The sequence below is a fragment of the Nautilia sp. PV-1 genome, assembly GCF_004006315.1.
In the GTDB taxonomy this organism is placed as follows: Bacteria; Campylobacterota; Campylobacteria; order Campylobacterales; family Nautiliaceae; genus Nautilia; species Nautilia profundicola_A.
The window spans coordinates 1,719,562-1,735,787 of record NZ_CP026530.1; the positions used below are offsets into that span (position 1 = coordinate 1,719,562).

The window sequence follows — 16,226 nt, forward strand, 5'->3', positions numbered from 1 at the left end:
GTCAGTCTAGATAAAATAACAAAGAAGAAAGGACTGAAATGGAAAAGTTTGATTTTGAAAAAGCTGTTAAGGAGTTACTTTCAGGTAAAAAAATAGGAGGTAAAGACGGAGTATTGGCTCCGCTCATAAAAGAACTTGTAGAAGCTGCACTTGAAGCTGAGATTGAATCCCACATAGCAGATGAAGTATTGCAAAGTAAAAAACAGAAGAAACGGTTACAACAGAAAAACAGTAAAATCTTCAAGCGGTGAATTTGAACTTGCTACTCCAAGAGACAGAGAAGGAAATTTTGAGCCTCAAATAGTAAAGAAACATCAAACTACAATCAGTGACGAAATAGAAGAAAAAATTTTATCCATGTATGCTTTAGGAATGAGCTACAGGGATATTAAATCTCATATAGAGGAGATATATCAAATATCCATTTCAACAGCTACAATCAATACAATAACGGATAAAATTATAACCAAAGTCAAAGAATGGCAGTCAAGACCGTTAGAATCAATTTATCCTTTTATTTTTATGGACGCAATTCATTATAAAATCAAAAACAACGGAAAATATATAAGTAAAGCAGTATATACGATATTGGAAGTAAATTTACAAGGTAAAAAAGAGATATTGGGATTATATCTCAGTGAAAGTGAAGGAGCGAATTTCTGGCTTTAGGTTTTAAGTGATTTAAGCAACAGAGGTGTTAAAGACATACTTATTGCAAGCATAGACGGTTTAAAAGGATTTCCCGAAGCCATTAACTCAATATATCCGAATACAGAGGTTCAGTTATGTGTTCATCAGATAAGAAATTCTTTAAAATATGTGGCTTCCAAAAACCAAAAAGAGTTTATGAAAGATTTAAAAAAAGTATATCAGGCTGTATCTAAAGAACAGGCCGAAACTGAACTTGACAGACTTGAAGAAAAATGGGAAGACAAATATCCAATCGTTATTAAATCATGGAGAAACAAGTGGAATAATCTTTCTAATTATTTCAAATACCCGGAATCCATAAGAAAAGTAATATATACCACCAATATCATTGAATACGTCCATAGACAATTCAGGAAACTCACTAAAACCAAAGGTGCTTTTCCGAATGAAGACAGCTTATTGAAATTACTCTATATAGGTATTCAAAATGCCCAGAAAAAATGGACTATGCCGATTAGAAACTGGAATCTGACACTCTCTCAGCTGGCTATTTTCTTTGAAGGAAGATTGGATGATGCTTTAAATCTATGATATAATTTCCTTAGCTAACACGGAATTATGAACGGTTTTACCTAATAATCTGATTGATTTATATATTGTTTTACAAAATGATAAACATGATAATATTTAATTTCAAATTCAATATTATATTCATACAGCATAAAATTTATTATTGTTACTATATGTTTAATCTCGAATTCATCTTTTATTAAATCTCTAATAAAATCTTGCAATACACTACAAACGGTAATTCCCCATAAGTGACCTTCAAAATCCTTTAAAATCAACATTCTTTCAATAAACTGTTTATTGGATAAATGTTTCATAACCACTCCTTTTATCTCTTTTATATATATTTATATCTTTTAAGAGCAAAAAATTTTAGAATTTAATAAAAATATGAAAAATTTTTGATTTTTAATTCAATTTCGTTAAATTTTTTTAAATTTTATTTAATTCCGTTTAATTTCATTTAAGTTTATTAAATTATTTCAAACATATAAGAGAGTGTCTATTCAAGAAGAGAAAAATTTCAATGTTATTTAATAAAATACAAATAAATACAACAAATTTAACTTTTATTAAACATATAAGGAAACATATAAGGCAAAAAATGCCTTATGTTGTATATGCAAACGCAAATAAACTTTTAGTTTTTTCTGCTTCGTCAATCAATCTTTGTTTTTCTTTTTCCACAAAAAAACGCATTTTTTTACCGTTCCTAACTTTGTTAACCGCTTCCTCTAATTCAAAAACTCTCTTACGATATTTATCGTCTGCGGCAACTGCTTTAATCTCAACTGTACGTGCACTAACACACGGAAAACATCCAACTCTCTCCATTCCTAACTCTGTATATAAAGGATTCAATTTAAGACCGTTTTGTTTTATATAATTAAACACCTGTTCTTTTGTCCAGGTAAATATAGCATTCCAATAAATTACTTTAAATCTATGCTTCTCTATTTCAAAATTTTTAACATTAAAAATATCGTATCTTTCTGCACGTCTATCACTTTCTTCTGCCCTGATTCCCTGGACAATAATAAAATCTTTTCCTGCTTTTTTCCCTTTTTGTATATAATTTTCAAATAACCATTTTTTAAAAGGAATAATTTTCAGTTCTTTCGTACAAAATCTACTAACTAAACCTCTTGGAATCCTTTTTTTTCGCACGCATAAATTCTTCATACCTTCAGTTTCAATACGTTCAATTTTTAATCCCAATTTTTTTTCAATATAAGTTAAATATTGATAAGTATATTCATGCTCCCATTTTGTATCAAAAAAAAGGATACGGATTCGGTTTTTTTTGTTATACTTTCGTATATGGTTTAAAACAAATAAAAGGACAGCTGTGCTGTCTTTACCTCCACTAAACATGATAATAAAATCCCCTACAAACTCTTCTAAATTTACATTTACTGTTTTTTCTTTTTTGATTTTTTTGGGGGGCTCTTTTTCTTGTAAATTAAATAGTGTTTCCATTGTCACTCCTTTTAATTTTTCTAATTTTTTTGTCAAATTATTTGACAAAAGTATCTGACACCAAAACAAATAAGCTCTGTACTTCACAAACATCACTCGATATATATTTTTTTATATATCGGTTGGCAAAATTCTCTTCTATACAAAAGAATCTTACCGTATTTTGAACATAAAAGTAAAGCAAATAATTTGACAAAAGTCCGCAGTTATGGTGTTTTGTCAATTATTTTGACATTGAAAATGAACTAATGGATATTTAAAAAATAAAAAATTAATTTGTAAAATTTTTCAAAAAATTTTTTTAAAATTTACATCTGGTTTAATTTTTTTAAGTCTGTTTAATAATATTTAATTTTGTTTAATTCTTTTAAATTTCATTAAAAAACATTAAATTCTTTCAACTATATAACAGAATGTCTATTCGAAAAGAGAAAAAATTTAATGTTATTTAACAAAATACAACAAAATTTATTTTTCTTAAATAAAATATAATAAAATTGGATTGAACGATGAAAACCGAAACGGAACCTAAAGGAGCGCACCTAAAGCCTCAATAACCGCTCTTTTTTTTCTTTTCCCCTTTTGCTATATATACTTATTAATACTATGGCGGACATAAAGTCCGCCTATATAGTATCTATATTTACTATAAATACTATAATATCTTGAACCGACCATTTTATCTGCGTTTTTGGAAAATTTTGTCACCCATTGTTTCTCACAATATTACCCGCAATTTCCCATACTGTCCCCTCTCATTTTCCTTTGTGGAAAAAAAAATCATCGAACTTTGTTTAATCTTTTTTGCGCCAAATCTGTCCTTACCCACATTTCTTCTAGTTTATCGTATTTATATGTAGGAATATCAAAATTTTTATGCAAAACGTTAAATGCTTTTTTTATTTTTTCACGTTTTTTTCTTTTGTCCATATTTGTATTATTGAGATTAAGTATATCAAACAACAAATCTTCTCTATATTTTTCCCGCCATTTTAATAATTTTCTACCGTTTACATTAAATTTAGTTTTAGACCCCTGCATAAAAGCATATAAAAGTATTGCATATTCAGTTCTTCCTGTTAATTCTTTTTCCAATATTAAAAAGTTTCCTAGATTCACCAAGATGCCTTTGTTTATAACTGTTTCTATAAACTTTTTATTTGCAAAAATTTCAATTTCTTTATAATCGTTATCATATTTAACATCATATATATATTTTGTCATACGGGCTTTACCGTTTTTCGTAAAAAACAAGTCTACTTTAGATAATCTTATTATACTTTCTAGAAGCGTTTTTCTGTTAATTTTTTTATTAAGAACCCCTCTTTCTTTTACCAGTTTAACCAAATCAAATTTCTTTACGGCTGCTTCTTTTCCGTCAACTTCAATTATATCCCAATCTTGTTTTGAATATTCTTTGATAATAAACATTAATGTTATTAAATCATACGTATTAAGCGATTCCGGTGCTTTTGCTTTAAAAACCACATTACCCCACTTTCTCTCAATTTCCATTTGTTTTCTTTTTCTAGAGGGAAGAAAAGGTAAAAAATGCAGCGTTCTATCATCTAATTTACTTTCAAGATTTTTAATAAATTTCATCGTCGTCACCTTCAAATTCAGTACAATTACAAACATCCAGCACTCCATCAAAACCTTTAACTAAATAAATATCTTCGGGAATCGCTGCATAATTAACTTTGGCAAAAGTTACTTTTACAAAATGTTTTCTCATTTCTTCCTGAATTCTTAATTCTTTTGCCTCATCCTTACTTAAAACACTCATATTAATTAATAATCTTGCATTATCCACTAGTGCACTAGCCCCGCGCATTGCAGTTTGTCCATTTGATTTTTCCAAAATAGCTGTCTTGTTTTGATGATGCAATAAAAGTATAGTTGTACCCGTTTTATTGCAGATTTCTTCTAGTATTTTTAGTATCTCAGACATCTTAGCGTTATTATTTTCATCTTCTCCATGTAATCGGCGAAACGTATCTATAATAATTAATCTTGATTTTTGTCCTAATTTCAGCAATATATTATATGCTTTATCCTGTAATTCACCATCCTTATATAAATTAAAATTTTTTCCATAAAGCCCGTATACCATTAAATTTTTATCAATCGATTGCAAAGCTTTATATCCATTTGCTTCGCCAAACTCTCTTATAATTTTTCTACTGATTTTTTGTATTCTGTTTTCCAGAATTTCTGTTGGGTCTTCCAAGTTGAGATAACAAACAATTCCTCGCTGGTGTGAATTGTTTATTACTGGAATAAAATTGTAAGTTTTTGTTGTATCCGCCAAGCTAAAAGCAAGATGTAAAGCAAGCATACTTTTTCCAGTACCACCTGCGCTGCTTATAAAACCAATAGTCCCGCTCTTTAAACCCGTAAACACAAAATCCAGCGGTGGCAATTCTTTTTTAAATATATTTAATACCGATAAAGGCTCAGTCCCCTTTTTTTGGATATTTTTATTTTGTGAATTTTCAATGTGTTCATTAACAACATTATTTTTGAATAAATTGTTGTTTCCGCTCATCTTATCCACCTTATATATCCAATATAAAATATTCTCTTATTTGATTCATGTCTTTGGATTCTGAGCCTTCATCAACATTATTTAAATTAGAAACTTCCAATTCTTCAAGCCAATCCTGAGTATTACTTATTTTTATACTTCTTTTTTCGGTTTTAAAGTTTGTTATTCGGTTTTGTAAATTTCTCAATTTTTTAGGATTACCACTTATACTTAGAAAATCCCAAACATTTATTTCCTTTTCAGCTTCAAATCCAAAAGCCGCCTCGGCTTCGGAAAACCTATTCAAAAGTTTATTCTCTAGCTTTTCATACAGATTCAACCCTTTTTTAAAAGTTTCATCATCAACCTTTACATCATATACCTCAAAATTTTCCAAACATACAGTTTGCATTATTACTCCTTTTCTACTCAATTATAATAAAAAAGTCGCATATAAAACTTATAAAAAACTCCTCGAAATTCCCGTAATATCGGATTTGTCAATATAATTGACAATTTATATGAAGTAATGAAAGTTTTGTATGCAGAATCAATATTTTAAAAATTTTTCAAAAATTTCTTTTTTAAGACTTCTAAATAGCTTTTTTTTACATTTTCTCTTGAATTTAGCTTAAACAATATTTTTTTTTAGATTTTTTATAAGAATTAAATAAAAAGCGAGCTCTAACAATATAAATATATTAAAAAGGAGTTTACTATGAAACAATTTGATGATAACTTTTTGCAATTCATCAGAGATAATATTCCGGTAGAAGATATTTTGGAAAATATATTTAACTTTCAAAAAGATATACAAAGAAGTTCAATTAACTCACAGGTATATCTCACAGATAAAGGAAAAAAGATTATTACATTTCATAAAAATGGAGCTAATGCCTGGTTTACACTTAATGGAGTCAAAGGAGACAACATAAAACTTGTACAATTTCTCGAAGATTGTGATTTTGTAACAGCTGTAAAAAAACTTGCTGATTTTTACAACATAAATCCCCTAAACTATAACTATAGTTTTATTAATCTTAATAAAAAGCCGACTTTACAAAGAGCTGTTGAAAGAAAAGAAAAAATTAAAAAAGAAATAGCGGAAGCTGAAAAAAATTCTAAAAAAGCTATCGAGAATTATAAAAATCTTAGAATAAACAAGCACTTCACGAACGATATTCGTGGCATTTCAAAAGCATTACTAAATTATTTAAGAGATAATAATAAACTTAAATTTTATAGAACTGATAAATATGCAACCATTAAAATACCTCTATATTGTAACATCGATGACATATGTGGGATTCAGGATATTTACAAAAAGAACAATTCATGGCGGAAAATTAACCATGGAAAAGCCGGCATTTATTATACGGGTAATCTTGATAAAATAAATGCATTAGTATTGACAGAATCTTTTTTTGACAGTTTATCAGCTTTACAAATAAAATTTTTTAAAACTATTAAACATAACCCGTACTATGATTTAAATACTTTAAATTCGGACTTAGCAACCATTTCAATAAACGGCTCATTAAATAATTTAAAAAAAGAAGCTATCCTTGATGTAATAAAAAACTCCCCGATGCTTAAAACAATAATTTTTGCATTTGACGATGATAATATGGGACAAAAATACACTTCCGAAATAAAAAATCTTTTAGAATCCAAAGGGTTTATAAATAAATATTCAATGAAACTTGTAAAATACAAAGGTTATAAAGACTTTAATGAATATCTGCAGGCAATGTATAATCAAAATTTAATCCATAGTTCAAAATTTAAAAAAGAAAAAAAAGTTGCTGAAATAACACGTTAATGAAATCTTTTGTTAAATCTATGTATAAATGATTTTTCCATACCCTACCTATATTTGTATATCATTGAAAAAGCCTTATTATAGGCATTCTCTCCGTATTAAATTCTTTTATTCTTTCAGAAAAATTTATCATTTCTTCTGAAAAAACGATTGACAAAACACAAACAAAAGTGTAAAATGCATTTAACATTTTTAAGCAAAGGGCATTAAATGGATTTTACAAAGTTTTTCAACGAACAGTTAGAGCTTATAAACAGATTAGATTTAGAATTTAAAAGAATCGTTTATGAGTTAGTAGATATTGAAAATAATAAACTTATCGCACTTCTTGGACAAAGAGGTGTCGGAAAGACTACTATTCTTCTTCAAAAATTAAAAGAGATAAACAGCGATAACGCTCTTTACATTTCGGTTGACAATCCTTATTTTTCCACCGTAAATCTATATGAGTTTGCCAAAAAGTTCGAGCAATACGGGGGAGAATATCTTTTTATAGATGAAATTCATAAATACAAAGACATTGCCTCCCACTTAAAAGCGATATACGATATGACGAATCTAAAAGTAATTGTTTCAGGTTCTTCTTTACTTCAAATCTATAAAGAAGCGGATTTAAGCAGACGGGTTTATGAGATAAAAGTCCCGGTATTGTCTTTTAGGGAATTTTTGGAAATTAAAGGTTATAAATTTAATAAATATTCAATAGACGAAATAGTAAATAATCATATTGAAATTGCTAAAATTATCAACTCACAAATTAAGCCTCTTAAATTTTTCAAGGAATATTTAGAATTCGGCGCTTATCCGTTTTTTTTAGAAGGTATTAGCTCTTATAAACAAAAACTTTTAAATATTTTAAATTACATCATTGAAGTTGATTTACCTTATACCGCAAATATCTCGTATGCAAATATCGATAAATTAAAAAGACTCATTTACCTGCTTGCCCTCTCCGTACCTTTTACGCCGAATATCCAAGAATTATCCCAAAAAACAGGAATTTCAAGACCTTCTTTGCTTGAATATCTCTATCTTTTGGAAAAAAGCGAAATTTTAATAAACCTTCATTTCAAATCAAGAGGCACGTCAAAACTGCAAAAACCAGATAAAATCTATTTAAACAATACAAACCTTATAAGAGCCATTACGGATAATTCAAATATAGGGAATGAAAGAGAGACGTTTTTTGTAAATCAGATTAAAAGTTATTTTTTAAATAAAAAAAGTTTTTTTGATGAAAATATCGTTTTGGCAAAAAACGGAGACTTTATCGTAGGAAATTATACGTTTGAAATCGGAGGAAAAAATAAAGATTTTAAACAGATAAAGGGGATTGAAAACAGCTTTATCGTCAGCGACGATATTGAAATCGGATTTAAAAATAAAATCCCTCTATATCTTTTTGGGTTTTTATATTAAAAATCAAAACGAATTACACCGTCATCTTTTTTATTTTTAGCAGTTATAATAGATTCCCATTTTTCAAGCAAACTACGTCTTTGTTCTACATAATCAGTCCTAGTATAAATTTGTGCAACGCTGTTTTCGGTTTTATGCATAAGCTGAGTTTCCACAATCAGTGGGTTTTCACCTTGTTCTTTAAGAATTGTTGCAAAACTGCTTCTAAATCCATGAGAAGTAGTTTTATTACCGGATAATTTTTTTAAATGTTTATTTACACTGCTTTCTGTAATTTTATTACCGTTACCGTTTTTGAATATAAAACCTTTTTTTGTTTTATCGTATTCATATAATTTTTCCAAAATTTTAAGAGATTCCTCGGCAAGAGGCAGTTTAAAATCGATTTTTGTTTTTGTAATTTCTTTTGGAATATCTATTATTTTATTTTTCCAATTGACATATTCCCATTTTAAAGAAGATGCAGTTCCATATCTTAAAGCAGTAAACATTAAAAACTGCATCAGACTTTTTGTTGTTAATTTTATATTACGGTAATTGTTTGTTTCCTCGTATGTTTCAAGTTCACATATATTTTTATACAACTTTTGCAGTTCCTCAGGATTTGTAATTGCACGAAAATGAGTCGTTTCGTTTTTACCCACAACTTTTTCAATAACATTATTATCTATGAAACTCACAGGATTATTCGTTATATTGTAATGCAAAAACAAAGATTTATAAAAATTACGAAGTAAACGCATTAATTCCTTGGCTGTTTCGGATTTATTTTTTGTAGTTTGAGCTTTTTTGTTATTTTTATTTAAGTTGTGGATATTTTTTAATAGATTGTTAATTATATCCGTATGCTGCATTGTACGGACATCCAGTTCACCGAGTGCAGGTATTATATAATTGCGAATTCGCCCCTGGTCCCTTTTGTCTTCGCTGTTGTAATATTCTTGAATAATATTTTTAAGCAGATATTTTTCGGAATCTTTTAATTTTTTTTGTATGATTTCTTTGTCTTTTTTACTTTGTTTTTTTGCTAATTCAGCCCGTATAACTTCCCTTGCCTCACTAAAACTTTTATCCGTTATTTTAGCTTTTAGTTTTTGAACTACTTGTTTTGCTTCCGTCAATGTTATATTGTCTATATTATCAATGGTCCCTTCAATTTTCTTTTTATCTTTTTTAATTACGAATTTAAAAACTTTGCTTTCTTTTTGAACATAAACATAAAGATTCTCAGCAACTTTTATTTTTTCAACTTTTCCACTGTATTTTAGTTTTCTTAATTCTCGGATTGTCATGATTCCTCCTTTCAGTTTTGGTATGGTGCGTTTTTCAACATAAATAATTATAATAAAAAACCTACCCCAAAACCTACCCTGAAGCAAAATTTTTCAAAATTTCAATAAAAAATAAAAAATTCATTTTTGTTGTCAAATAATTTTACAAACCCCATAATATCGCTATTTATAAAACATTAAATTTTTAATAAACGAAGAAAAAATGAAGTATTGAATTCAAGATTTGAAGTTTCTCTCCCGCACCACTTTAAAAATTATCTTATTTAGTGTCTGACACTTATAAGTATAATATTTTTATTTTATTCTAATGATTTTTACAATATTTATTTAAACTCTTTATGAAGCATATCTTTCATAAGATAAAACATACCTCCTTCCAAATCAATCACCTGCATACCGTTTTTTTCTAAAATTTCAGCAACTAATTTACTTCTATGACCGGTTCTGCAAATAACAGCAAATTTTTTAATTCCGTGCAGTTTACGCAAAAAATTTGAATTTACCCGTCCGTATCTGTCAAAAAAAGTATCTTTAATAGCTCCCGGAATTACACCTGTCTGCATCCATTCATCAGGTGTTCTTATATCCACAATAGGAATATGTTCCGCTATTAATTTCTTAATATTAGCAACTGTCGCAGGCATCGACTCAAAACCAAATACCAAAACCGCTGCAAATAATAGTATAATTTTTTTCATAAAAACTCCTAAAGGTAAAAATTGTATACGTTCAAACATCTGATAAAAGAGATCAAAAAATATAAAAAAGAATTTATTACGGCTCAAATTATAGCATTAATCGCTACAATTATCTCCATTCCCATACCTATGCTTATGCCGCTTCTAATCGACGAAGTTCTGCTTAAAAAGCCCGGAATATGGGTTGAAAGCATAAGTAAAATATTCGGCAGCTGTTCGCCGTTTTGTTACGTTATAGTCACTTTGAGTATAGTTTTGATATTAAGATCTCTTTTTGTCGGGCTGAATGTAGCACAAACATATTTTTTTGAAAAAATAACAAAAGATATTACCTACAAAATCAGAATAAGAGTGCTGAACCACTTAAAACACCTCTCAATAAACGAATACGAAAACCTGAAAACAGGAGATATAGCCAGCCGTCTTATTAGTGACGTAAATACGGTTGAAGAGTTTTTGATCAAATCGGTATCCCGATTTGTAATCTCCGCCCTTACCCTTATTGGAGTTGCAATAGTTTTACTTATTATCAACTGGAAACTAGGGCTTTTTATTTTGATACTAAATCCTTTTGTAGTTGTGCTCTCGGGTAAAATAGCCAGAAAAGTCAAAAAATACAAAACCGAGCAAAACCGTTCTATTTCAGTATTTCAAGAAGCGCTTATAGAGACGCTGGAGCTTTTTGAGCAGATAAAGGCCTACAACAAAGAAAATTTCTTTTTTAAAAAACTCTTTGTCCTTACAAAAGAATTAAAGCAAAAAGCCTTTGATTTCAGCTATAAAGTCGAAGCGTTTAACAAACTGAGTTTTTTAATATTCCTGATAGGATTTGAAATATTCAGAGCCGCAGGAATTTTAGCCGTAGCCTACGACAACCTGACAATCGGGCTTATGCTGGCGGTTTACAGTTATCTTTGGTTTATGATGACTCCCATTCAGGACATTATTTCCATCCAGTACAGCTATTTCGCCGCAAAAGCCGCGCTTGACCGTATAAACGAAATGCTGACATTAACAAAAGAGCCGAAGTTCCCTCATAAACAAAATCCTTTCAATAAACCGGTACAAATAGACATCCAAAACATCTCCTTCAAATATAATGAAAGCGAATGGATACTGAAAAACGCTTCGGCTAGCATTAAACCGAATAAAATCACAGCCCTTATCGGTGCAAGCGGAGGCGGTAAAACTACACTTGCCAAAATAATAGCCGGATTTTTCATTCCTAATGAAGGAGATATCAGGTACAACGATGTAAGTTTCAAAGAAATCGGACTTGATAAAATCCGAGAAAACGTAAGTCTGATACTGCAAGAAACAAGACTCTTTAACGATACACTTTTATTCAACCTGACCCTTGGAAAAGAGTTTGAAGAAAATGAAATATGGAAAGCCCTGAAACTAGCCGAGCTTAAAGATGTTGTAGAAAACTGGCCTGAAAAACTGAACACCTATGTCGGGAAAAACGGAGTTAAACTCAGCGGCGGACAAAAACAGCGCGTTGCAATAGCAAGAGCCCTGCTTCATAAGCCTAAAATTATCATACTCGACGAATCAACCTCGGCACTTGATATAGACACAGAAGAGAGGGTTTTCAAAAACATTGAAAGTTTCTTAAAAGAGAGAACTTCGATAATTATAGCCCACAGAGCTGAAACCATTGCAAAAGCGGAAGATATTATTATGATTAAAAACAGGGAAATTATAACCCTAAAAACCTCTTAGCGTTTTTAAGTTTTTTGGTGTTGTTTTCCACCCACTGCCTTATCGTTAGGTGAGGCGGCTGCTTCTTTCTTTTTTTGTATGCTTCACTGAGTATTGCATAAAACGGATGGTTTTGATACTTTTCCTTAAACTCTTTTAGCGTTCCCTCAAACGAATCTATTATTCCCAACAGATCTTTTTGCAGATTATCGTATTTTTCATTAAATCTGTCGTGTATCTCTTTTACAAACTCATATTTTTCGCTTTTGGGATTCAGTATTTCAAACAGTTTTTTTATTTCACCGCTCAGCGTCATCTGGATGATATTATGTTCTTTGATATCTCCAAGGATTTTATGTCTTTTTAAATATTCGTCCGTTTTAACTTTTACAAATTTCATATCTTCAAATATCAGAATCCAGCCTTCTTTGCTGACACATACGCCTCTATTTTTTATGTATTCGCTTAAAGGTTTGTTTTCACATATACAGGCGTATTCTATACCAAACTTATCCGCCAGTTTTTCAAAATCAAGCAGATACTTGCCTTTTTCATCCCTCACCTGCGTAAGAATCAGAGCCTCTTTTTTATAATCCATTACAACCTGGGATTTTTCGGAAATATACTCAAACATCGGAAAAAGTCCGTTATCAAAACAGTATTTCACAAACTTTTTTATATTTTCACTGTTTTCATAAATTTCCTGAGACCTCAACGCCTGATACGAATCAAATCTGAGCTTACTTTTAAAACAGACTTCTCTTCCGATTATAACGGGATGAACGAATGTACCGTCTATTTTTTCGCTGACTTTTATAACTTTTTTATCTTTCAAGTCTTCTTCCATCCATCCGGGAGCCTGATTCAGCTCAAAAAACTTATGAATAGCCGGAAATCTTTTCCACCCGTTTTCCTCTTTTACAAACGTAATGCCCCTTAATTCCCATGCGTTAAATTTTTCAAACTCTTCGAAATTTCCCTGTTTATAGTGATATACGGCAATTTCTCTGTTTTTATACGTAAAATTTTTACAAAAAAACTGTTTAGAATTTGATACTATATTATCACATTCATCTTTACTCGGTAAATAAAACATAAACTGAAACCTTTAATATTTTTTAGTATAATTATATCAAAGAAACCAAACGGAGAATAATGGTTAAAATAGAAATTGACAAACACTTGGCAAAAATCGCCGGCACTGTTGATAAAAACACAATTACTGAAATTTATTATCTGTTAAAAGTAAAAAATATGATAATAGATTTAAGCAAAGTAAAATCTATAGATTACGAAGGAGCCCTGTTTTTAGCCGAACTTTCAAAAAAGAACACTCTTACAAACATAAATCAAAACATTAAACCGTTGTATGAATTCGTTTTACAGAATATAAAAAATCTAAATATTATTGAAGACAACAGAACCCTTTTATTTTATGCCCGTGAGTATATAAAAGAGATAGCCGTTTCGATAAAAGAAAACGGTATTAATTTTTTACTGTTCTTTGGAGAATTTATCTATTTTTTACTTTTTCTTATTACACATCCGTGGAAATTCAGATTCAAAGAAACGGCCGCCATTATCGTTAAAGCCGGAGCGAATATTTACATCGTAGATATGCTTGACATTTCGATTTTCAGAGAGCTGGCTCCGCTGATTGCCGCTATCGTAGTAGCCGGAAGGAGCGCATCCGCATTCAGCGCCGAAATGGGAGTCATGAAACTTACAAAAAAAACAGTTCTAACAACAAACCAAAAAGTTACTATCAGGAGGTTTTTACGAATCCGTATCAGGACTTAACATAGCATAACCTATTAAATACATGGGTATTAATATCGGAAGCGTTACAAAAATAACCCTTAATCCAAATAAACCGAATTAGGTAATAGTAACGTTTGGAGCCGATAAAAGCATAACCCTTAGAAAAAACTGCTACGCGGTATTGGAGCTTGAAGGAATAACGGGACTAAAATATATAGAAATAGAAGGTGGAAGCAAAAACTCTCCAAGCAATATAATATTCAAAAAAGCGACTACGCCAAAAAGACCGGAAGAAATAAAAAAGCGAATATAAATCTCAAACTTTACATTACCAACGCCGTACATGTTATAAGCAAAAACAAATCTTATGTAATTTTGGATAGAAAAGCTTACGTTAATAGCAAATCAAAAGATTTTTATTATAAAATTCCATGTAAAAAAAATGCAAAAAGCGCAGTAGAAGCGTTTAACAGCGCGGTTAAATTGTTTGAAAAAGACCTCATAAACTGGCTGTAGTCTTTTTCCGTCAAATTGCCGCTGTTTTAACTATTCTAATATTATTGTAATAATTTTGTGATAAAATAAGGAAAAAAAGGACAATACAAATGAGAAGTGATGAAGTAAAAAAAGGATGGCACAGAGCCCCTCACAGAAGTTTATTCAGAGCTACAGGACTTAAAGACGAAGATTTCGACAAACCGTTTATCGGTGTTGCAAACTCGTTTATAGAAATTATTCCGGGACACTTTTTTTTAAATAAATATGCCGAAATCGTAAAAGACGAAATATGGAAAAACGGATGCGTTCCGTTCGAATTTAACACTATCGGAGTTGACGACGGTATAGCTATGGGACATGACGGAATGCTTTATTCGCTTCCTAGCCGTGAAATTATTGCAAACTCTATCGAAACAGTTATGAATGCCCACAAACTTGACGCGCTTATCTGTATCCCGAACTGTGACAAAATTACTCCGGGTATGGTTATGGGTGCGCTTAGAGTCAACGTACCTACTATATTTGTAACAGGTGGACCTATGAGATCTGGTCATTTATCAGACGGAACGCCTGTAGACCTGGCTACGGTATTTGAAGGACTGGGCAAATTTGAAAAAGGAGAGCTCAGCGAAGAAAAACTTTATGAACTCGAATGCGTAGCATGTCCTGGAGGAGGAAGCTGTTCAGGTATGTTTACGGCCAACTCTATGAATACGCTTATTGAAGCTATGGGTATAGCTCTTAAAGGCAACGGAACTGTTTTAGCCCTTACACCCGAAAGGGAAGAGCTTTTAAGAACAGCCGCCAGAAGAATATGCGAACTGGCCAAAAACGAAGAGCTTGGGGAACAGTATAAAATAAGAAACATCATAAACGAAAAAGCCATTCACAACGCATTTGTAGTGGATATGGCAATGGGAGGAAGCACAAATACCGTTTTACATACTATTGCAATAGCAAAAGAAGCAGGAGTTGATTTTGACCTGCACAAACTTAACGAAATTGCAAAACACACATCACACATTGCGAAAATTTCTCCTTCACTTCAAACTGTTCACATGGAAGACATCCATAAAGCGGGCGGTATGAGCGCCGTTATGAAAGAGATCAGCAAAAGAAGCGACACGATTCTATACCTTGATAACCCAGTAATAGAAGGCGGAACGGTAGAAGAAAGAATTAAGGATGCAAAAGTATTAGATACAAGCATCATCCACCCTATAGAAAAACCTTATAGCAAAGTCGGAGGACTTGCTATTTTATTCGGTAACCTTGCAGAAGAAGGATGCGTGGTAAAAACAGCCGGTATTACGGGTGAGAAAAAATTCAGAGGAAAGGCCGTATGCTTTAATTCCCAGCAAGAAGCGATTGACGGCATCACTTCAGGAAAAATAAAAGAAGGCGATGTAGTGGTAATCAGATACGAAGGTCCGAAGGGCGGTCCAGGAATGCAGGAAATGCTAGCACCTACAAGTCTGATTATGGGTATGGGTCTTGGCAACAAAGTAGCGCTTATTACAGACGGAAGATTCAGCGGCGCTACAAGAGGTCTAAGCATAGGCCACGTTTCCCCTGAAGCTGCAGAAGGCGGAATGATAGGTCTTCTTAAAGACGGAGATATTATTGAAATAGATGTTGATAATTTCTCAATAAATGTAGATTTATCACCTGAAGAAATCGAAAAAAGAAAAAAAGAGTTTACTCCTATTAAAAAAGAAGTACCAGGCAGATGGCTTAAACAATATAGAATGCTAGTAACTAACGCAAGCAACGGTGCAATATTAAAAGCCGAATAATTTTTCCTC

General features: G+C 31.0%; 15 protein-coding genes and 1 pseudogene. 8 read left to right on the forward strand and 8 right to left on the reverse strand.

Annotated features, from left to right (window positions below; genetic code table 11):
- The first annotated feature begins 38 nt into the window (after positions 1-38).
- A pseudogene (locus C3L23_RS09045) lies at positions 39-1,242 on the forward strand (IS256 family transposase).
- A gap of 41 nt (positions 1,243-1,283) precedes the next feature.
- On the opposite strand, the gene C3L23_RS09050 reads toward C3L23_RS09045, so the two are convergent.
- From C3L23_RS09050 to C3L23_RS09070, 5 genes are all read right to left on the reverse strand, one after another.
- Complete coding sequence (locus tag C3L23_RS09050) at positions 1,284-1,538, reverse strand: hypothetical protein (RefSeq protein ID WP_127681948.1); 255 nt, start codon at positions 1,536-1,538, stop codon at positions 1,284-1,286.
- A 292-nt stretch (positions 1,539-1,830) separates the two neighbouring features.
- Positions 1,831-2,700, reverse strand: a complete 870-nt coding sequence (locus C3L23_RS09055; protein WP_168175741.1) for a phosphoadenosine phosphosulfate reductase family protein — start codon at positions 2,698-2,700, stop codon at positions 1,831-1,833.
- Between the two features lie 780 nt (positions 2,701-3,480).
- Positions 3,481-4,302: a hypothetical protein gene (locus tag C3L23_RS09060; RefSeq protein ID WP_127681951.1), complete on the reverse strand. Its 822-nt coding sequence runs from the start codon at positions 4,300-4,302 to the stop codon at positions 3,481-3,483.
- Positions 4,289-5,248, reverse strand: coding sequence for an AAA family ATPase (locus C3L23_RS09065; protein WP_127681953.1), 960 nt, complete (start codon positions 5,246-5,248; stop codon positions 4,289-4,291). Before C3L23_RS09065 ends, C3L23_RS09060 begins: the two co-directional genes overlap by 14 nt.
- A 10-nt stretch (positions 5,249-5,258) precedes the next feature.
- A complete protein-coding gene (locus C3L23_RS09070; protein ID WP_168175742.1) occupies positions 5,259-5,660 on the reverse strand; it encodes a hypothetical protein in 402 nt (133 codons plus the stop codon).
- Between the two features lie 285 nt (positions 5,661-5,945).
- On the opposite strand from C3L23_RS09070, the gene C3L23_RS09075 reads away from it, so the two are divergent.
- Together C3L23_RS09075 and C3L23_RS09080 are read left to right on the forward strand one after the other, a co-directional pair.
- The gene (locus C3L23_RS09075) at positions 5,946-7,049 is read left to right on the forward strand and encodes a toprim domain-containing protein (RefSeq protein ID WP_127681957.1); all 1,104 of its coding nucleotides are present in this window, start codon (positions 5,946-5,948) and stop codon (positions 7,047-7,049) included.
- A 210-nt stretch (positions 7,050-7,259) separates the two neighbouring features.
- The gene (locus tag C3L23_RS09080; protein ID WP_127681959.1) at positions 7,260-8,468 is read left to right on the forward strand and encodes an ATP-binding protein; all 1,209 of its coding nucleotides are present in this window, start codon (positions 7,260-7,262) and stop codon (positions 8,466-8,468) included.
- On the opposite strand, the gene C3L23_RS09085 is transcribed toward C3L23_RS09080, so the two are convergent.
- Entirely contained in the window at positions 8,465-9,760 is a 1,296-nt protein-coding gene (locus C3L23_RS09085; RefSeq protein ID WP_127681961.1) for a site-specific integrase, read from the reverse strand. The genes C3L23_RS09080 and C3L23_RS09085 overlap by 4 nt on opposite strands.
- Positions 9,761-10,083: 323 nt before the next feature.
- Positions 10,084-10,458: a rhodanese-like domain-containing protein gene (locus tag C3L23_RS09090; protein WP_168175743.1), complete on the reverse strand. Its 375-nt coding sequence runs from the start codon at positions 10,456-10,458 to the stop codon at positions 10,084-10,086.
- A gap of 21 nt (positions 10,459-10,479) precedes the next feature.
- On the opposite strand from C3L23_RS09090, the gene C3L23_RS09095 reads away from it, so the two are divergent.
- The gene (locus C3L23_RS09095) at positions 10,480-12,183 is read left to right on the forward strand and encodes an ABC transporter ATP-binding protein (RefSeq protein ID WP_127681965.1); all 1,704 of its coding nucleotides are present in this window, start codon (positions 10,480-10,482) and stop codon (positions 12,181-12,183) included.
- Here the strand turns inward: C3L23_RS09095 and C3L23_RS09100 are convergent.
- Positions 12,161-13,258, reverse strand: coding sequence for a hypothetical protein (locus C3L23_RS09100; protein ID WP_127681967.1), 1,098 nt, complete (start codon positions 13,256-13,258; stop codon positions 12,161-12,163). The two genes, C3L23_RS09095 and C3L23_RS09100, sit on opposite strands and share 23 nt — an antisense overlap.
- 59 nt (positions 13,259-13,317) lie before the next feature.
- Here C3L23_RS09100 and C3L23_RS09105 point away from each other — a divergent pair, with 59 nt between their 5' ends.
- The 4 genes from C3L23_RS09105 to ilvD all read left to right on the forward strand — a co-directional run bounded on the left by C3L23_RS09105 (position 13,318) and on the right by ilvD (position 16,217).
- Complete coding sequence (locus C3L23_RS09105) at positions 13,318-13,962, forward strand: ABC transporter permease (RefSeq protein WP_127681969.1); 645 nt, start codon at positions 13,318-13,320, stop codon at positions 13,960-13,962.
- Positions 13,963-14,104: 142 nt separating this feature from the next.
- On the forward strand, positions 14,105-14,236 hold the full coding sequence (locus C3L23_RS09660) for a hypothetical protein (RefSeq protein ID WP_256385442.1): 132 nt from the start codon (positions 14,105-14,107) through the stop codon (positions 14,234-14,236).
- A 62-nt stretch (positions 14,237-14,298) separates the two neighbouring features.
- The gene (locus C3L23_RS09520; protein ID WP_168175744.1) at positions 14,299-14,439 is read left to right on the forward strand and encodes a hypothetical protein; all 141 of its coding nucleotides are present in this window, start codon (positions 14,299-14,301) and stop codon (positions 14,437-14,439) included.
- An 89-nt stretch (positions 14,440-14,528) separates the two neighbouring features.
- A complete protein-coding gene (ilvD, locus tag C3L23_RS09110) occupies positions 14,529-16,217 on the forward strand; it encodes a dihydroxy-acid dehydratase (RefSeq protein WP_127681971.1) in 1,689 nt (562 codons plus the stop codon).
- Positions 16,218-16,226 lie beyond the last annotated feature (9 nt).